Origin of the sequence: Corynebacterium mustelae (genome assembly GCF_001020985.1) — a bacterium.
GTDB classification, from domain to species: Bacteria; Actinomycetota; Actinomycetes; order Mycobacteriales; family Mycobacteriaceae; genus Corynebacterium; species Corynebacterium mustelae.
Map to the genome: position 1 here is coordinate 2,379,219 of NZ_CP011542.1, position 17,876 is coordinate 2,397,094.

17 protein-coding genes are annotated in these 17,876 nt (G+C 51.8%); all 17 read right to left on the bottom strand.

Annotated elements, in window-relative coordinates; all coding sequences use genetic code 11:
* Positions 1 to 58: 58 nt before the first annotated feature.
* The 17 genes from CMUST_RS10535 to murG all read right to left on the bottom strand — a co-directional run bounded on the left by CMUST_RS10535 (position 59) and on the right by murG (position 17,822).
* Positions 59 to 1,471: an AAA family ATPase gene (locus CMUST_RS10535; RefSeq protein WP_047262489.1), complete on the bottom strand. Its 1,413-nt coding sequence runs from the start codon at positions 1,469 to 1,471 to the stop codon at positions 59 to 61.
* Complete coding sequence (locus CMUST_RS10540; protein ID WP_052844674.1) at positions 1,453 to 2,289, bottom strand: polymer-forming cytoskeletal protein; 837 nt, start codon at positions 2,287 to 2,289, stop codon at positions 1,453 to 1,455. The genes CMUST_RS10535 and CMUST_RS10540 overlap by 19 nt, the downstream gene beginning before the upstream one ends.
* Positions 2,286 to 2,903 (bottom strand): LbetaH domain-containing protein, encoded by a 618-nt coding sequence (locus tag CMUST_RS16045; RefSeq protein WP_052844676.1) that lies wholly within the window; start codon positions 2,901 to 2,903, stop codon positions 2,286 to 2,288. Before CMUST_RS16045 ends, CMUST_RS10540 begins: the two co-directional genes overlap by 4 nt.
* Entirely contained in the window at positions 2,900 to 3,865 is a 966-nt protein-coding gene (locus CMUST_RS10550) for a hypothetical protein (protein WP_047262490.1), read from the bottom strand. Before CMUST_RS10550 ends, CMUST_RS16045 begins: the two co-directional genes overlap by 4 nt.
* A complete protein-coding gene (locus tag CMUST_RS10555) occupies positions 3,862 to 4,227 on the bottom strand; it encodes a GntR family transcriptional regulator (RefSeq protein WP_047262491.1) in 366 nt (121 codons plus the stop codon). Before CMUST_RS10555 ends, CMUST_RS10550 begins: the two co-directional genes overlap by 4 nt.
* A 153-nt stretch (positions 4,228 to 4,380) precedes the next feature.
* Complete coding sequence (locus tag CMUST_RS10560; protein ID WP_236690102.1) at positions 4,381 to 5,355, bottom strand: hypothetical protein; 975 nt, start codon at positions 5,353 to 5,355, stop codon at positions 4,381 to 4,383.
* A gap of 183 nt (positions 5,356 to 5,538) precedes the next feature.
* On the bottom strand, positions 5,539 to 8,697 hold the full coding sequence (gene ileS / locus CMUST_RS10565; protein ID WP_047262493.1) for an isoleucine--tRNA ligase: 3,159 nt from the start codon (positions 8,695 to 8,697) through the stop codon (positions 5,539 to 5,541).
* Positions 8,698 to 8,843: 146 nt separating this feature from the next.
* Positions 8,844 to 9,017, bottom strand: coding sequence for a hypothetical protein (locus CMUST_RS16820; RefSeq protein WP_158408226.1), 174 nt, complete (start codon positions 9,015 to 9,017; stop codon positions 8,844 to 8,846).
* A gap of 41 nt (positions 9,018 to 9,058) precedes the next feature.
* Positions 9,059 to 9,223: a hypothetical protein gene (locus tag CMUST_RS16825; RefSeq protein ID WP_158408227.1), complete on the bottom strand. Its 165-nt coding sequence runs from the start codon at positions 9,221 to 9,223 to the stop codon at positions 9,059 to 9,061.
* 157 nt (positions 9,224 to 9,380) lie between these two features.
* Entirely contained in the window at positions 9,381 to 10,328 is a 948-nt protein-coding gene (locus CMUST_RS10570; protein WP_047262494.1) for a DivIVA domain-containing protein, read from the bottom strand.
* Between the two features lie 525 nt (positions 10,329 to 10,853).
* Positions 10,854 to 11,141 (bottom strand): YggT family protein, encoded by a 288-nt coding sequence (locus CMUST_RS10580; protein WP_083987529.1) that lies wholly within the window; start codon positions 11,139 to 11,141, stop codon positions 10,854 to 10,856.
* A gap of 279 nt (positions 11,142 to 11,420) precedes the next feature.
* Positions 11,421 to 11,861, bottom strand: a complete 441-nt coding sequence (locus tag CMUST_RS10585) for a cell division protein SepF (RefSeq protein ID WP_047262496.1) — start codon at positions 11,859 to 11,861, stop codon at positions 11,421 to 11,423.
* A gap of 149 nt (positions 11,862 to 12,010) precedes the next feature.
* Positions 12,011 to 12,736: a peptidoglycan editing factor PgeF gene (gene pgeF / locus CMUST_RS10590; protein ID WP_047262497.1), complete on the bottom strand. Its 726-nt coding sequence runs from the start codon at positions 12,734 to 12,736 to the stop codon at positions 12,011 to 12,013.
* Between the two features lie 95 nt (positions 12,737 to 12,831).
* Positions 12,832 to 14,049 carry a cell division protein FtsZ gene (ftsZ, locus tag CMUST_RS10595; protein WP_047262498.1) on the bottom strand — a complete coding sequence of 406 codons (1,218 nt, stop codon included), beginning with the start codon at positions 14,047 to 14,049 and terminating at the stop codon, positions 12,832 to 12,834.
* Between the two features lie 490 nt (positions 14,050 to 14,539).
* Positions 14,540 to 15,190, bottom strand: coding sequence for a cell division protein FtsQ/DivIB (locus CMUST_RS10600; protein WP_047262499.1), 651 nt, complete (start codon positions 15,188 to 15,190; stop codon positions 14,540 to 14,542).
* An 8-nt stretch (positions 15,191 to 15,198) separates the two neighbouring features.
* Entirely contained in the window at positions 15,199 to 16,647 is a 1,449-nt protein-coding gene (gene murC / locus CMUST_RS10605) for a UDP-N-acetylmuramate--L-alanine ligase (RefSeq protein WP_047262500.1), read from the bottom strand.
* Between the two features lie 101 nt (positions 16,648 to 16,748).
* A complete protein-coding gene (murG, locus tag CMUST_RS10610) occupies positions 16,749 to 17,822 on the bottom strand; it encodes an undecaprenyldiphospho-muramoylpentapeptide beta-N-acetylglucosaminyltransferase (RefSeq protein WP_047262501.1) in 1,074 nt (357 codons plus the stop codon).
* Positions 17,823 to 17,876: the final 54 nt, after the last annotated feature.

Below are 17,876 nucleotides of genomic sequence, written 5' to 3' on the forward strand. Positions count from 1 at the left end.
GCCCTGCCCTGCGACCAAGGCGTGGACCAGCGTTTCTAGGTTGTTTTTTCGCCATAGGTTAGATTGCCTGTTTCTCCCCCGAAACTAGTCCACGAATCGTAGACGGAGAGGGATAAGGAATCGCACCATAATTTCCATCGAGATAGCGCTTTTCATAGTTTGCCTTCGGTTGGTTTGGATACCGGCTTAAACAGCGATATTCGCTGGCACCGCTATAGTTTTTCGATACAAACCAATACGAATCCTCTATTAGTCCAAGATCGCGACGTTGTTCCAAAATATTGGTGTTGTGCGAACTGAAAAAGAGTTGTGCACCTGCGGTATTGATTGATGGATCGCTGAAGCATTCCACCACCATCGATACAATCGCGCTGTGTAAGCTACTATCAAGTTCATCAACCACCAAAATTTTGCCGTTGCGTAAAACGTCCAGCAAGACAGGAGCTAGCGATAGCCACAACAATGTCCCGGTTGATTCTTCCTCCATTTCCAATGTGAATATTTCGCCGTTTTCTCCCCAATGTGCAAAGCGAAGAACGTAAGCGATCCGCTCAATCATTTCGTCTTCAAGGGTTTCCAGGTTAGGACGTTTGACTTCCGTATCTTCGCTGTTCAAGGTCTCGATGAATTCGATTAATGACTTCAAATGCTCGAAAGCCTTTTCAGGAAGTTCCTCCTCTTCAATACGGACATCTACAATCCCAGTGTCAGCGGCCTGTAGCATGAGCGCGAGGTCGTGAATGCGGAATTTATTGTTTCGTACCAATTGAATGAATTGTGAAATCCGTCGATCCCGATACATCTCACCAAGTGGTAATAGAACAATGGAGTCCAGCAAGACTGAACCGATCTCACCCAAAGTCCCGATATTGTGCTTCGTTGCTGCGGAAATAAATAGTTCAGAGTCATTAAACTTTGCCAGGAACTTGGAGTCCTCAGCAGGAAAAACGGATCGGTTGAAATATGTGTCGCCACCTGATCGCTCCCGATCCAGGCACAATGTCCATCGCGCTGCCTTGCGGGACAACCATTCACCGTGAATCCCGTCGAAAGAATACGAAAAACCATAGATATAGCGGGTTTCATTGTGGATGAATTCAAATTCAAAACTACTAGGTTGGTTTCGCCATTTTTCAGACAATTTGAATGGGTAATGCGGCTTTGGCCGACCACTTTTGGAAGATTGCCATTCCGTTGCGGATAGCTTGATCGCAGAAAGCGCAAAGCCTAATGCATCGATTACGTTACTTTTACCCGATGCATTGGCGCCAAACAGCGCAACCACCGGCAATGGCGTTTCTTTCTTTGTGGAAGTGAAATGAATAGTCTGCTCTTCACTGATGCTACGAAAATTTGAAACAGAAAACCGTAGTAGGTCCATAGCCCCACCATAACATCTAAATGGCAAATTTTTATATTTTTTATCAAAAATCTGGGTTAATAATTCGATTTCTACGGAGCTAAAGCCCATCCCTGCACCCGCTGCTGCAGAAATGGAATGATCTCGTTGAAACCGGTCAACTCGTCAATGGTTCCGAGCCACGGCTGTGTGATGGTGGTACCGGGTGTGTCGTCGATGACAATCAGGTGCCCGGTTGCGGTTCGACTCAGGGTGAGAATTGCGTTGTCTGCGCCAAGTCCGGTGATGGTGACGTAGTGGTCGGTGGCAGCGATGCCGGCGGTGCCCGTGATTATTCCTGCACCACCAACAGCTGCCTTGCCGTGGATGTGGGCAGAGCCGGAAATCTGAACCTGGTCGGCTATAGAAGCTTTTCCCGTGATTTTTGCGGAGCCGAAAATTTCCGGGGCACCAGTTATCCTCACCTCGCCGGAAATGTGGGGTGAGCCGGAGATTATCGCGCTGTCTTTTAATTCTGCATTTCCGGTGATGGTGGCACTTCCTTCCACTGTGACGGCATCGGCTATCCGGGCGTTAGCGGATACGGAAGCTGTACCGAAAATGAGCGCTTCGCCACCAACAGATGCTGTCCCGCTGATGCATGCCTGTTCGGATACCGTTGCACGTTCCGATACTGTTGCCTGGTCGCGAACAATTGCCTGGTCCGTGATGATCGCTACCCCAAAGACCAGAGCTTCGCCGTAGACTTTCGCATCCTTGTCCACCCAGGCGCAATCGGCAAGATTGCCTGGATGCTCAATCCAGCCGCCGATGTCACCTGCCCGAACGACTGGCGACAGGTCCCGGGTTGCCCTAATCCGTTTGAGGATGCGCGCATCGAATTCCAGCTCGTCGCCGCTAAATTCCCAATGTCTGATTAATGTCGTCATTGTGACTGCTCCCATTTCTGAGCCACGGTGGTTAACCATGGCGTGAGCGTCGAAAAGCGTTCGTCTAATTCGTCGATTGTGATAACCGTTGGTGCTTGGTAGGTCGCTGGTTTCGGTGGGTAATGCAGCGGCCTGGGCAGTGGGATCGCCGCACCCGGCGCAATCACGACTTTGTGCCCGGACCTGGTGCGAAACATCGTCAGGTGGGTGCCGCTGGCATCGAGTGGATCGATGGAAATCCAGTGGGAGTCGCTACACACGTCGGCGTCACCGGCAATGATGGCACGGCCGCATAGATGGACATCGCCATAGACGCGAGCCGTTCCACAGATATGCACCCGGTCGCCTACGGTGGCAAGCCCGCTCACCTGTGCGTTTCCGCAGATTTCCGCATAATCAGAGACACACGCGGCACCGGAGATGACGGCGTTGCCCCAGACGATCGCATCGACGCCGATATCCGCATTGCCGCGTATGTTTGCAGCGGATTCCACCCACCCGGCGCGACTGCCGGGAATGTCCGGCCAGCAGTCGGTGCTGTAGCGCAGGCGATAAAGGGTGTGCCCATAGTGGTCGCGAGTGTCGTTTGTGAGGAGAAATCGGGAGATTGTCATGACGCGTGCGAGTTGTTGGTGAGGTAAAAGTTGGCGGCCTGTACTGCAGCTTCGGCATCATCGACAGTGATAACCAGCGGCCGGGTGCTGCGGCGGGAAATCTTTATGCCCGGGCCACCGCGTAGCAGGATGGCGGTGGATTCGCCGTTGAAGCGATAACCCCAGCCACCGTAGTCACCGGGCGAAACGGTCACCAATTCCACCCCGGTGATCTCAGGCCATGGAATGGTTTTGGCAATTATTCCACCGAGAGCCCATCGAATCCCCTTGTCGGTGATAGTGACGGCCACTCGCAAAATCAGCAGCGCAATCACCAGTGTGATCACCCCGATCACCATCGTGAGTATGGAATCAACAAAATAGCTGAGAACCATCGCACCAATGGAGGTTACAATCATGAGCATCCCAACAGCCCAGTGTGTCTGTCCGGAGCCGATCCATATTACTTGTGCAGTCGGCGGAACCGAAAGACTGGGGATACTGGTTGTGGCGGAAGTTTTCGATGCTGCCCCACTATACGCAGCCGGATTTATGAGTGCGCGCCCCAGCAGGAAGAATCCCGCTGCGATTATTACCCCAAGCAGCAACCACGCGGGGGCGAATTGGGCTTGTGCCGGGTCAGTTAGGTCCCGTTGAATCCACAGGGAGTAAAGCGTCACAAAACCTAAGAAGCTGGTTATTGCCAGTGTTAATCCACCATGGATATGGAAGTTGCGTGGCGCGGGTGGGACCGCATAGAAACTAAAGCACATGAATGCACTTAAAAGCACTGCCATCCCTGTTATTCCGGCGATATATGTAACTGGGTCACCGAAGTTATCTGGGGTTGTGCCGCTAAAGTGAACCGCTATCTTTTCCGGCAGTCGCGGTAATTGTGCTACAGCGACTGCTGCCCAGATTGCGGTTAGTCCGACGTTCGCGGCCACTATTTTTAGTATTTCGCGGTGTTGAGGTTTGCTCATGTAAGTCCCCGCTTTCGTAGTTCGTTGATTACCGTTTCTGCTGAAATTGCGTGGTCATTACACGCTGTAGTTAGGGCGTCGATAAGCTTTTCGACGCTTGCCGGCACCGTAGCGTTAGGCGTTTGCGGCGCCAAAACGATCGCACCCCGGCTGCGGCGCAGTTCTATTACGCCACTGTCTCGCAAGTGTCGGTATGCCTGCAAGACAGTGTTGCGATTGATCCCCAATGCTGCAGCCAGGTCTTTGGCAACAGGCAGGTGGTCACCAGTTTTAAGTGAACCTTCCGCGATACGGATTACAACCTGGTCGATGATTTGTTGGTAAATCGGCTTCGTATTGGCTGGGTCAATGACGAGCAACATGCCTTTAGACTACATGAACTAGCACTACTAGCACAAGTAGCTTTAATTGCTTTAACACCGAAAAACCGTCGTCGGTTCCCATACATCTGGAAACTGATGACGGTTTAAGCGTCGAAAAGCTAAGTTTCGGCCACTTCGAAACTTAAACTTCATTTACGACAGTCGCGGCTGCCGCTTGATGTGATAATTAATCACCTGGCTAGCTATTTCAGCATCGTCGATACCGACAATAACGGACCCGGTCTCCCCCACCCTGGCCAAAACCTTTACCCCTGGGCCGTCACTGAGAACCAGCGCGGTCTGCTCTTCACTCAATCGAACGCCCCAACCACCGTATTCCTTCGCCGTTACCATTAACGATTCGGCTCCTGTTATTTTATCCCACGGCACCGTCATAGAGATTATATGAAGCAGCAATCCCACATGTATTCCATCAGCATTAATGGCGACCGAAATCTGGACAAGCTGCAAGACTATCAGCGGTAACACTATCCCCATGGCCATGGCTGAGACAGAGTGGAACATAAACCCAAGGAGAACAACCACACAACCGACCGCAATCAATACGACTTTCAGCTTCCGGCCGATCCGAACATTACCCGCCCAGGTTTGTTCCGGGGAGATTGCCGCAGATTCCCCCGATCGCCCTAACATAGCTGGCGCCACAGCCCGTGTGTTTACGATTACCCGACCAAGCAGAAAGAAAACCAGCGCAATAATCAATGCTGGAACAATCCACAGCGGCGAAAACTTAGCGTCAGCAGCCTTAGCCACACCGACCTGCCCCAGCACAATGCCTAACGTATAGGTTCCAAGGAAGCCGGTTGTTGCCAGCGCTAACCCACTATGTAGCCGGAAACTGTTAACCGACGCAGCACCAAGGCGCAACACTTGGCACAGGAATACAGAAACCAGCACGGCTATCAGGGCATGTGACCACACGAACACTGCGGGGCTGCCAAAGTTATACGGCGTTGTACCAGTTAAGTTGAACCCCACCGCCATGGGGTTCGGCAATTGGGCTAACTGCATGGTGGCATAGATCGCCCACAACGCAGTAAACACAATCGCCACCCAGGTCAGTTTGCGAATTTCGCGGCGCTTAGGATTAACCATCGTCGAACTCACTCCCCTTAATTATTTATAACCATTGTCGATGTATCGCTATGGTCACTGTACCCGCTCGCGGCGGCGCTAACAGGCTTTTCGACGAAAAACGCATCGGACGTAAAGTGCCTTGTAAAAGTCAAAAACCGTCGTCGGTTCCCATACATCTGGAAACTGACGACGGTTTAAGCGTCGAAAAGCTCCTTACACCTTTGACACAGCAGCCGTAACGTTAGCCACCACTTCATGCGGCAAGCTTTGATCTGTCACGACGCTAAAGTCCACCGCGAGGACCTCACCAGCGATAAATTCCTTGTGGCGGTTAGCCCACTCCACTTTATCGGCGGGCACAGCCAACGTAACCGCAATCCGGTCGGAGACTTCAAAGCCGCTAGACTTACGTGCGTCCTGCAACCCACGAACCACGTCTGCAGCCCAACCTTCGGCCTCCAATTCCTCGGTAACGGTCATGTCCAACAAAACCAAACCACCAACTCCTGGAATCTGAGCCGTGGACTTTGGATCAGCCGCAACCAACCGCTCGTTAAACTCATCCGGATTCAGCTCAATGCCATCAGCTATAACCGTACCGGAATCAGTGTGCTCATAATTACCAGCTTTGACGGCCTTGATAACCCGCTGCACATCGCCACCTAAGCGTGGACCTGCGACCTTAGCGTTAACTACCACTTCGAAGCGACCAACGGAATCAACATCATCGGTAAGGACAACCTCCTTCACGTTGACCTCATCACGGATGATAGCTGCGAAATCACTCAACTGGTCGGACTCCGTAACTGCAACAGTCAGTTTCGGCAACGGCAACCGGTTCCGCAACTTATGAGCCTTACGCAGCGACGATGCCGCAGAACACACGCCACAGGTTTCATCCATGGCAGACACTAGCGCAGCATCTGCCGGGAAGTCCTCCGGCTTCGGGAAGTCCGTCAGATGCACGGAGCGCACACCAGTCAAACCACGCCAGATCACCTCAGAGATCATCGGCAACAGCGGCGCAGTTACCCGGGTCAGCGTCTCCAAAACCGTATAAAGCGTATTAAATGCTTCCGGATGCTCATCGTCGCCTGCCCAGAACCGTTCCCGTGACCGACGCACATACCAGTTGGTTAACGCCTCACAGAACCAGCGGACTTCATCACATGCACGAGCGATATCCGTGTTATCCAATGCCTCATTGGTGTTTCGCACCAGATCGTGCAGCTTGGCCAGGATATACCGGTCCAGCACATCACTGGAATCCACCGACCAGGTTGCAGGCTTTGACGAATACAGCTGCAAGAAGGAATACGCATTCCACATCGGCAATAATGCTTGGCGCACGCCTTCACGGATACCCTGCTCGGTGACAATCAGGTTGCCGCCGCGCAGGATAGGCGAGGACATGAGGAACCACCGCATCGCGTCCGAACCATCCCGTTGGAACACCTCATTAACATTCGGGTAATTGCCCTTAGACTTACTCATCTTCAGGCCGTCATCGCCCAAAACGATGCCGTGTGCCACTACCTTCTTGTATGCAGGCCGATCAAAAAGCGCCGTTGCCAACACATGCATGGTGTAGAACCAACCCCTCGTCTGGCCGGAATACTCCACGATGAAATCGGAAGGGGAATGAGTTTCAAACCACTCCTTGTTTTCAAACGGGTAGTGCTTTTGCGCAAACGGCATCGAACCCGACTCAAACCAACAATCCAGAACCTCCGGAACCCGGCGCATCATGGACTTACCAGTTGGATCATCTGGGTTAGGGCGCACCAACTCGTCGATATATGGCCGGTGTAACGAGGTTGGACGCACCCCGAAGTCCCGCTCAAGCTCATCAAGGGAACCATAGACGTCCACCCGTGGATAGTTCTCATCATCAGAAACCCACACCGGGATTGGTGAACCCCAATAACGGTTGCGGGAGATATTCCAGTCCCGTGCACCTTCTAACCATTTACCAAACTGACCATCCCGGATATGCGCAGGCATCCACTCGATCTCATTATGGTTTAGTTCCACCATGCGATCGCGGAACTTCGTGACCGCTACGAACCATGACGGCAAAGCCATGTAGATCAGCGGCTCTCCGGAACGCCAGGAATGCGGATAGGAGTGCTCGATGGTTTGATGCCGAACCACCCGCTGCGCAGCTTTAAGGTCACGGATGATGTTCTTATTGGCATCGAATACCAACTGGCCTTCATAATCCGGTACCAGTGAGGTGAACTTACCGTCCATGTCCACCGGGATAACGACATCAATGCCCGCTGCCTCACAGGCAAACATATCGTCCTCACCGAAAGCAGGTGCAAGGTGGACGATACCGGTACCATCCTCGGTGGTCACATACTCCGCAGCGATGATCTGGAACGCATTGGGGTGATCCCGGAAATAGTCAAAGACCGGCTCATAAGTCAATCCCACTAGCTCTGAACCAGGGTGGGTAGACACCACCGTGTACTCCCCTAGTTCCTTGGCGTAAGCAGACACCAAATTTTCCGCCAATAACAACCGCTGGCCCTCAAAGTCTGCCACGCCACCAGCGCCAACTTCTACCAAGGCATAGGTAACGGAAGGATTCACCGCCAACGCCAAGTTAGAGGGCAACGTCCACGGTGTGGTGGTCCAGGCAAGTGCAGCAGCTCCCACCAGATCCAGGTTTGCCGAACTATCAGCAAGTCGACCAGTGATCGGCAACGTGACCGTAAGCGTCGGGTCCTGGCGCATCTTGTAGGAATCATCCAACCGCGTTTCCTGATTAGACAACGGAGTATGCTCCGCCCAGGAATACGGCAACACCCTAAAGCCCTGATAGATCAGTCCCTTATCGTAAAGCGTTTTAAACGCCCACATGACGGACTCCATAAAGTCCATGTCCATGGTTTTATAACCGTTATCGAAATCCACCCACCGAGCTTGGCGAGTCACATACTCTTTCCACTCCTCGGTGTATTGCAACACCGACGTGGCGCAGTACTCGTTGAATTTCTCTAGACCCATGGACTCGATCTCACCCTTGTCCTTGATGCCTAGTTGCTTCTCTGCCTCTAATTCCGCAGGCAAACCGTGGCAGTCCCAGCCAAAGACGCGCCCCACCAAATTGCCCTTCATGGTGCGGTAACGTGGGATGATATCTTTGACGTAACCAGTTAACAGGTGCCCATAGTGCGGCAGACCATTTGCAAAAGGCGGGCCGTCATAAAAAACGAATTCTTCATCAGCGGCACGGTTTTCTAAGGAAGCGCTAAAAGTCCGGCCATCAGCCCAATACGCTAAAACTTGCTGCTCCATTTCCGGAAACTTGGACGATCCACCCGTCATGTCGACTTTGGGATACACTTTGCCCACATCAGCCATGAGATTGTTCTCCTAAACCTACAAGTTTTTACCAGTTCTTTTATTGGTTGCGGGGACGCTTGCACGCGGTACCACCCCGCTTGGGTGCAGCTACGCTACACCCCACTTCATTAGGTTAAGGAGATGACGGTCTTACCCGTCCGGTTCTACTGAGGCACTTCATAGGTGCCGGTTCTTCCGGAAGGCTCCCCGGTGATTGCCGGATCATTGCCTAAAAATAAGGAGGGATATGTTATCTGATAATTCCACCGCAATGCTGATTTATGGTTCAGTGCTACCAACACAACCCCATAATCATCAAGTGCGATAAGACTTATCATGTGTGGTCAAGTATAACCGACCCTCAGTATCGAAATTCAAATCAGGACTGATCGTTACGCTTACGCACGTAATCAATCGTGAGACAAATCAGGCCCGCAACAGCCGAAATAATTGCAGCGAATTGCCAATAACCACCAGTCAGGGCCACGGATAGCACCAAAAAGCCGATGCCTAAAAACCCTAAACCAAGCGCAGCGATCAGCATATTTCACTCCGTTCCCAATTTAATGTGCATGGCCTTGGAAGCCATTAGATTTTACTATGTATTTCTAACAAATCTTGTGCTACAACCGCAAAAACCTCCTGGGTGAGATCGGTCGTCACCTAGGAGGTTTGCGTTCGCGCTTAGCTTAGATCAGCACTTACTTGTCACTGCCCGGCAAAGCAGAGCCGCGGGATTCCAACTCTTCCAATTGGCTTTGCAGCAGGGTCTTAAGCCGGGTGCGGTATTCGCGCTCGAAGGTACGTAATTCCGCAATCCGGGTTTCCAGAGCCGTCTGCTGCTGCTTAACAGTAGCCATGATTTCAGTGTGCTTACGCTCAGCATCAGCCTGAAGCGCATTAGCCTTGTCTTCGGCAGCCTTAACCTGAGCTTCAGCACGGGAGTTCGCTTCCGCAATAGTTTGCTCAGATTTCGCCTGCGCATCAGAAACCAGACGATCAGCCAGTGCATTCGCCTCAGCAATCTGCTTATCCGAACGCAACCGGGCGTCTTCCAGGGTGGCGCGCGCGGTAGCTTCAGCAGAGGAGATTTGCTTCTCAGCTGCAGCACGAGCGTCGTCAAGCATCGAACGAGACTCAGCCTGCGCCTCGCTGGTCATGCGATCAGCCATCTCCTGCGCAAGACCAAGCACCTTTGCAGCCTGCATGTGGGTGTCTGGGCTGACCGGGTCACCAGTTGGCAAGACTGCAGCGGCGGAAACCGATGCAGCGGAAGAAGCAGACTTTGCAGCTTCAGCTTCAGCCTTCGCTGCACGCGCCTCAGCATGTGCCCGCTCCGCATCAGCCTTCGCGTCCGCCAACTTCGCGTTGTACTCATTGCGCAACTGCGACTCGATCTGCGCACGAATTGCGGACTCATCCACGCTTGCACCACCGCGGGACGGCGCCCCACCGGAACGTGCCTGCTCAAGCTCAGCTTTGAGCTCTTCTACCTGCTGACGAAGATCATCGTTCTCGTCTTGAATCTCGGCGAGAGTATCCTCAACCAGGTCCAAGAACTGATCGACCTCATCCTCGTTGTAGCCGCGCTTGCCAATCGGCGGCTTGCTGAAAGCGACGTTATGCACATCGGCTGGAGTCAGCGGCATGGAACTATTCCCTTCGAGATTCATAGACTATCTTCAATCCGGATCCGTCGAACCGAAGATATAACTTTTATAACGTTCTTGTTAACCATAACGCACATTCAAGTCTAAATGTTAAGTCCAGTTATCAATCTGAACGCCGAACGCCCAGGAAGCACCTGCGCAGATTCCCGCGATTACAGCGGTAAACAGGTGTTTTAGATAGTCCAAAAAATTCTTATAATTTTTTGGATTTTTAGTCTTTTCACCGCCCCAAGTAGCCCACCCCACACTCCCACCGCCCCCAGTAGTGGGTACCAAAAATATAGAATCCATAAACCTTTTTCCGACACGCCCGTCGGAAACACCATGAAAGTATAAAGAGATTATCGTTCTAGTATTTTTCGCGTTTTCCGCGCGTCCCAATACCGTTAGACGAAAAAACTAACCGGCCCTTCCCACAGAAAAAACCGCAGAAAAAGGCCGAAAAACTAACGTCCGAACAACTGTTTTATGCCCATCGCCGCTTACAAACCGGCAATGTGAACCTTACAGCACTTGCTGGACCACAAGCTGCAAAAGCGACAAACCAAAGTACAAAACCAAGACGGACAGATCCAAGGCAACGTTATTCATTCGTAACGGTGGAATGATCGAACGCAGTGCCTTGACCGGTGGGTCAGTAAGTACGAAAAGAGTTTCAGCGAATCGGGTAAACCAACTCGGAGCTGTGAAGTTTCGGGAAAATGAGACGATCATTTCCACCAAAATCCTACCGATGAGGATGTACATGTAAATCTCGATCGCCCAAGACAAGGCAAACTTTACTACTTCCACGTTGTTTTCATTAACCTTCCGTAGTGACAAAACTGGGGTTTTAGCCTACTGCATTACTTTAAAGCAGGTTGCGAACTTGGAAAAACCGCTGCCCTAGCCTAAAAAATCCACGCCCTTACACCTTAGCCAATTAAGCTTAAGTCGCTAATGGTGAAACGACGTGGAGTACGAATTTGTTTCCAGTTACGAAGAATACAACATGATTATGTTTTAAGCGGAAGCGTCGAAGTGCAACATATGTGTGCGAGAGGAATTATGGTAACCACACTCGCACCAGCGCTATTGAATGTTCGCAGCTCGACGCAGGTCGTGAAGATCGACGGTTGAGTGCTCTGGCGTGATGGCAAAAATCTTGCCTTCCAGCTTACGCATCTGTCCCCGTAATGCGTAGCACAGCCCGGCAGCGAAATCGATGATGCGCTTCGCTTCATCCGCCTGCATTCCACTCATATCGAAAATAACGGCATCGCCATCGCGGAATGGCTCACCGATCTTTACGGCATCGTTGTAATTGAAAATCTTGACCGCAACGATCGAGGTGTTGTACACCACTTCGCGCTCGTCACGGTAATCGTCGTATGCAGGCTCGTAGGCAACTCGCTCCGGAGCGTATGCTACGGCACCGTCGTAGCGCGGCGCGTCTGCATAATATGGATCCTCGTGCTCCATCTCATATGGGCCAAGACCGAAGAATTGCTTTGTTTTATTGACGATTGACATGGTGGTTTAGTTCCCTTCCCCTCGTATATCTGACTGGTATCAACTTCGTAACGGTTGGATATTTTTTAAAGTACTGTGCCCTACCGTGTGTTACTGGTTCGGACACGCGGTGTGGCGTGAAAAATTTGCCAAATTTCTCTTATGAAATTTTAAGTAAGAAATATGACGCCCGCTTGCCGCCCAGTGGTTCCTTCCCGGCGATAAGAAAAGAAAGATTCGTCCTCAATAGTGCAACGCGGATCGGCGTCAATTGCGGTCACACCCAGCCCCATTAATTGGCGTACTAGGCCAGCACGGACATCAATTCCCCATGTTTTCTTATATGTCCGGGTTAACGAACCAGGCAGATGCTTTTCGACGTCACGGGCCATCGCTTCTGGCACCTCATAACGGTTACCGCTGGCCGCGGCCCCCAGTAACGCATGTATGTTTTCTGGCTGTGCGCCGAGCCTCATCATTGTTTCCACGGTTGTGGACACTATCCCATTCCTAGCGCCCATCCGCCCGGCATGAACGGCGGCAATAACGCCAGCTTCGGTATCGGACAGCAACACTGGCACACAATCGGCCACAAGAACGCACAGCGCAAGCTGGGTGTCGGTGGTAACCATCGCATCGGTAGCAGGCACAACTGTTCCTCGCATTTCCTGATCAACAATGGTTACTGTGTTGGAGTGGATCTGTTCCATCCACAACAGTTGCTCGAATTGCAGGCCAAGCACCGAAGCCAATCGCTCTCGATTGGCACGAACCGCCTGAGGATCGTCACCGACATGTTCACCAAGATTGAACGATTCATATGGGGGTACAGACACACCTCCGAACCGATTGGTAAACACTTTACGGACGGGACGACTATCGACGGTTCTTGCCATTGACTTCCTAAACTAGCGATTGAATTCTTCGGCGTTTGGGGTTAACTGCGATATGATCGCGGTTTATATAAGGCGACCTAAAATAACACCAGTAATTACCGGAGGAAATCCGGTACGTCTAGTTCATCACTATTGGATGCAGGTTGTTCCCGGTGCTCCCGATTGGTAAACAGTCCACCGCTGCGATCATCGCGGTACGAAGGCTGGAATTCCGTGGAGCGACGATGCCGGGCATCATAGTCATCTTCACGAGACTCTTGGCCAAACAGTGATGAGCCCTCAGTGACCGGGGCTGGAGTAACTGGCTCAACCAAATGCGGCTTTTGTACTTCTGGCTCCGGCTGCCGCTGAATCGGGGTATCAGATTTGCGCCCTTCGAATCCGGTAGCGATAACAGTAACCCGGACTTCGTCACCTAAGTTATCGTCAAAAATGGTTCCAAAGATTAGGTTAACGTCGCCGTCTGCCTTTTCTTGAACCATGGTGGCAGCGTCATTAACTTCCTGCAGTCCGAGATCAGAACCGCCAGCAACAGAGAGCAACACTCCCTTGGCACCCTCCATCGTCGATTCTAAAAGCGGGGAGTTAATGGCCTGTTGAGCTGCGCTCATAACGCGATTTTCACCGCGTGCAGAACCTACACCCATGAGTGCCGAACCAGCGTCGGCCATAACGGAACGAACATCGGCAAAGTCAACGTTAATCAGACCTGGGATAGTGATTAGGTCGGTAATACCTTGAACACCGTTGTGCAATACCTGGTCGGCGGCACGAAACGCCTCCATCATGGTCAAATTGGAGGAATCCAGCTGCAACAGGCGGTCATTCGGGATCACTATCAAGGTGTCACACACCTCACGCAGAGCATCGATTCCAGCCATTGCCTGGCGGGTACGCTTCTGACCCTCGAACTTGAATGGTCGAGTAACGACACCGACGGTCAACGCGCCCATTTTCTTAGCAATGGCCGCCACCACGGGAGCAGCACCCGTTCCGGTTCCGCCACCTTCACCTGCGGTAACGAATACCATGTCTGCACCCTTGAGGGTTTCTTCAATTTCGCTCTTGTGGTCTTCAGCGGATTGCCGTCCGACCTCGGGGTTAGCACCGGCGCCTAGGCCACGGGTTGCCTCCCGGCCAATGTCGAGCTTTACATCTGCATCGGAGAACATAAGGGCTTGCGAATCAGTATTGACCGCAATAAATTCAACGCCCTTTAATCCCTCCTCAATCATGCGGTTGACGGCGTTGACGCCGCCGCCGCCGACACCAACAACCTTGATAACGGCGAGGTAGTTATCTGGGGAAGTCATAAATGAGACTCGCCTTTCCGTATGGGTATATCCAAAGTTTTGCCTATCGAATCCTATCGTGAACTAAATCCCAGTGAGGTAATTTGGGGTCATTTATCTGCACCCAGCCCCGTGAGAAAGCCAACAATATGATTCTGCTTTCGCAGTTACATCTTGTCCGAAAACTCGGCACTGGGTGGGGACATTTTGGGCGGCGTGTCGGCACCTTCAACCCAAGGTTTAGACTTTTTACGTGCGATTATGAGAATTACCTAAATGGAAATCGAATATGCTACCAGCGGATTCTAGTACCCCCTACGACAGTATCCCCAGCGACTATTTTAAACACTGTTCTCACTTTTCACCCCATGAGCAGCGCGATTAACTAAAGTGCACAATTGACTTTTTCAGTCACAATAGTTCCTAGTATCACCATCTACCCCAGCGCCAACTGCCACGCAATTCAAATGATAAATCTAGGGAAATTTTTTCTCCAGCAGTGAAAAAATTTCTATCGAACCGCGATGACTGGGGCACCCGAAATATCAAGTTGTGCTTCAGGTCGAGACAATGCCGCGGCGAAAGCAACTGCTTTATCGCTATTATTCTCCGGTGCTCCCCAGAAAATGACTCGACCGTCGTGAAGCGCCAATTCCACCGCAATACTGTCTTTGATGCGAATCTCGGCGATATGGACTTTCATGTCCGGGCCTATTGCTTCAAGAACTCCGATCACCGACCGCAAGAAATTTGCGTCGTCTTCGGATGCCCCGGTCACAGCAATCGCGCCTTCCGGATGATTTTCAATAACGAACGCCACACCATTGGCATTGATGAGGTGCTCACCATCTTCACGCGGCGCATAAAGGATGGCTTCGTGCTCCTGCAATTTCACTTCTACTGTGGAAGGAAGTTTTTTTACCGCTGTTGCCGAGGCAATCCACGGCAATGCAACAAGCTGGTTGGCAACCTCATTCGTATCCACCCGGAGTACGTTTTCCCCCACCAGCGGCTGAGTTATAGCTTCTAGTTCCTCCGACGTGGTGTGTACTTGCCCGGACACGTCTACTTTCTTCACCGTTATTACCGGATAAAGCCATAAGGTCAACGCCGCACAGGCAATGATGACGAGCCCGAGAACGGTAATGAGAAACTTTTTCATAGCTGCCCTTAGTCAACCGACTGATTTTCGTTCCGTAATTGCAACAGAATTTCGTCGGCAAGCATCGTAACAGAACCTGCCCCCATAGTAATCACCATATCCTGTGGCTGGGCAATGTCAGCGATAGCTGCCGGTACCCGAGAAAAATTCGGTTCAAATAGTGCAGGCTTCGTCATATGCTGCGTGATGATCCGAGAATCTATCCCCTCAACAGGTTCCTCCCGCGCGCCAAAAATATCGAGAACTACTACGTGATCGGCAAGCGACAGCGCCTTAGCAAATTCAGTTGCGAACTCCATTGTGCGGGAATACAGGTGAGGTTGGAAGGCCACTACTACTCGGCCGGAGCCCCGAGCATCAACCTTTTCCCGTGCTGCTGTTAAAACAGCTTCTACCTCCGTCGGGTGGTGTGCATAATCGTCGTATACTTCCACCCCTGCAAACTGGCCAGTTTCCACGGCCCCGTGGAACTCGAAACGGCGGCGAACACCGGTGAATTCCGAAACCCCAGAGGCGAGTTTTTGTAACTCGCCACCGGCTTTCACCCCTGCGGTGAGCGCAGCAGCTGCGTTTAGCACCATGTGCATTCCCGGTATGTGAAGCGTAATTACCACTTCCTTGCCACATACTGTCAGACGCGCAGTGGTGGCATTATCCCCCACCTTTACTTCTTCAACGATTGTGTCCGCTAGATCCGGATACTTTGCCGCCGCCTCGGCCGTGCCATAACCTACAACCGTAATGTTGTCTTTCTTTCGTTGCCCCAGTTCAGCTGCATGATCGTCGTCAAGACAGACAATTAGACAACCAGAATCGGACACCCGGTCTGCAAAATCGGAGAACACCTGAAAATATGCCTCCGGGGTTTTGAAGAAATCCAGGTGATCTGGCTCAATGTTGGTAACCACCGCAATATCTGGGCTATATCGCAACAGCGACGCATCAGATTCATCAGCCTCCGCCACAAAACATTCGCCATTTCCCTGGTGAGCATTGGTGCCGGCTTTATTCAATTGACCACCAATAGCGAAACTCGGATCCATTCCAGCAGCTTGCATAGCTACCACAGCCATTGAGGTGGTGGAAGTTTTACCGTGAGTACCGGCGATGAGCACTTGAGTTGATCCCACCATGAGTTCGCCTAGAAGATCGGAGCGGCGAATCACTGGAATATTGTTCTCAGCTGCTGCAACCAATTCCGGATTGTCTTTCGGAATCGCTGCAAACGAAGTCACCACCACGGTTGGCAATTCATCCGAAAGCCGTAGATTCTCGGGCTTATGTCCAATTGCAATTTTCGCCCCCATTGATCGCAATGCCAAAATCGGACGGGATTCCTTTACGTCAGAGCCGGTAACGACTGCACCGCGACTCAGCAGAATTCGGGCCACTCCCGACATTCCTGCCCCGCCGATACCGATTAAATGAACACGGGAAAGATCATAAGTGTTGGTCATGGGAAACGATGTGTTCCTTTCATACATATGTCACGGTCTAAGGTGACGTGTTCATATTGGCCAGGTCGACAAACTGCCGTGAAATAGGGTCGCAGCCTAGGCTATGTAGCGGTAATTTCTTCCACAATATCTGCTATCACCTCGGCAGCATTGCGCTCAGTGGCGGAGATCGCAGCCTGTTTCATTGTCGCCAATTCTGCTTCGTCTCCCAAAAGATTTGACACGACATGCAGGAATCTGGCCTCAATCTCAGCGTCGTTAATCAACAACGCTGCACCTTTATCCACTACATCTTTCGCATTCAATCCCTGTTCACCATTTCCATGTGGCAACGGCACATAAACGGCTGGCAATCCCGCTGCGGTGACTTCCGCCACCGTCATTGCGCCAGAGCGGCACACAATCAGATCCGCCGCGGCGTAAGCTGCGGCCATATCTTCGATATACGGCACCGCACAGTGATGTTCGCGCGGTGTAGGCGGCTCATTCTTTGCTCCAAACGCATGCAGAATCTGAAAACCGGAAGCCACCAGATCCGCGGCGGCGTTGTCCACCGCCGCGTTTAGCGACGCTGCCCCTTGCGAACCGCCTGTAACAAACACAGTTTTGCGGTTAGGATCTAACCCCCAGTTGGCTAAAGCGCGTTCGCGGGTTTCGGTGCTTTGGGCAGCTTCACTTATCGACGCCCGAATCGGAATCCCCACAACTCGTCCCGACATACCAGAGTTCTTCACTGCGTTAAGCCCCAAGCCACCGAGTTTCACCCCGAGCTTGTTTGCCATCCCGGCCCGGGCATTGGCTTCGTGAACGATAAAAGGAATCCCGCTCATCTTCGCAGCTATATATCCAGGAGCCGCGACATACCCACCGAAACCTATGAGAATATCCGCATCAAAGTCTTTTAAAATTTTACGGGTTTGAGCGATGCACTTAATAAGACGAAACGGCAGCTTAAACAGATCGCCGTTGATGTTACGGGGAACGGGAACCGGGTTAATAAGTTTCAACTCAAAACCGCGGGCTGGAACGAGACGGGTTTCCAAACCTCGCTGAGTTCCCAATGCAATCACATTACTGCCGCGTTGCTTTAGCACGCTTGCGACCGCAAGTGCTGGTTCAATGTGGCCTGCGGTACCACCACCGGCAACGACAACGTTTAGGTATGTCTTTGTCATGTCTTCTATTGTTCCCGTTCAAATGAGTATATTCAGGAAGTTGAAAACTTCTTC

Bases quoted from the DNA above. Each gene is read 5' to 3' on its own strand.
- CMUST_RS10535 (WP_047262489.1), bottom strand. From the start codon at position 1,471: ATGGGCTTTAGCTCCGTAGAAATCGAATTATTAACCCAGATTTTTGAT.
- CMUST_RS10540 (WP_052844674.1), bottom strand. From the start codon at position 2,289: ATGACGACATTAATCAGACATTGGGAATTTAGCGGCGACGAGCTGGAA.
- CMUST_RS16045 (WP_052844676.1), bottom strand. From the start codon at position 2,903: ATGACAATCTCCCGATTTCTCCTCACAAACGACACTCGCGACCACTAT.
- CMUST_RS10550 (WP_047262490.1), bottom strand. From the start codon at position 3,865: ATGAGCAAACCTCAACACCGCGAAATACTAAAAATAGTGGCCGCGAAC.
- CMUST_RS10555 (WP_047262491.1), bottom strand. From the start codon at position 4,227: ATGTTGCTCGTCATTGACCCAGCCAATACGAAGCCGATTTACCAACAA.
- ileS (WP_047262493.1), bottom strand. From the start codon at position 8,697: ATGGCTGATGTGGGCAAAGTGTATCCCAAAGTCGACATGACGGGTGGA.
- CMUST_RS16820 (WP_158408226.1), bottom strand. From the start codon at position 9,017: ATGATAAGTCTTATCGCACTTGATGATTATGGGGTTGTGTTGGTAGCA.
- CMUST_RS16825 (WP_158408227.1), bottom strand. From the start codon at position 9,223: ATGCTGATCGCTGCGCTTGGTTTAGGGTTTTTAGGCATCGGCTTTTTG.
- CMUST_RS10570 (WP_047262494.1), bottom strand. From the start codon at position 10,328: ATGCCGCTGACTCCAGCCGATGTGCATAACGTCGCTTTCAGCAAGCCG.
- CMUST_RS10585 (WP_047262496.1), bottom strand. From the start codon at position 11,861: ATGTCAATCGTCAATAAAACAAAGCAATTCTTCGGTCTTGGCCCATAT.
- pgeF (WP_047262497.1), bottom strand. From the start codon at position 12,736: ATGGCAAGAACCGTCGATAGTCGTCCCGTCCGTAAAGTGTTTACCAAT.
- ftsZ (WP_047262498.1), bottom strand. From the start codon at position 14,049: ATGACTTCCCCAGATAACTACCTCGCCGTTATCAAGGTTGTTGGTGTC.
- CMUST_RS10600 (WP_047262499.1), bottom strand. From the start codon at position 15,190: ATGAAAAAGTTTCTCATTACCGTTCTCGGGCTCGTCATCATTGCCTGT.
- murC (WP_047262500.1), bottom strand. From the start codon at position 16,647: ATGACCAACACTTATGATCTTTCCCGTGTTCATTTAATCGGTATCGGC.
- murG (WP_047262501.1), bottom strand. From the start codon at position 17,822: ATGACAAAGACATACCTAAACGTTGTCGTTGCCGGTGGTGGTACCGCA.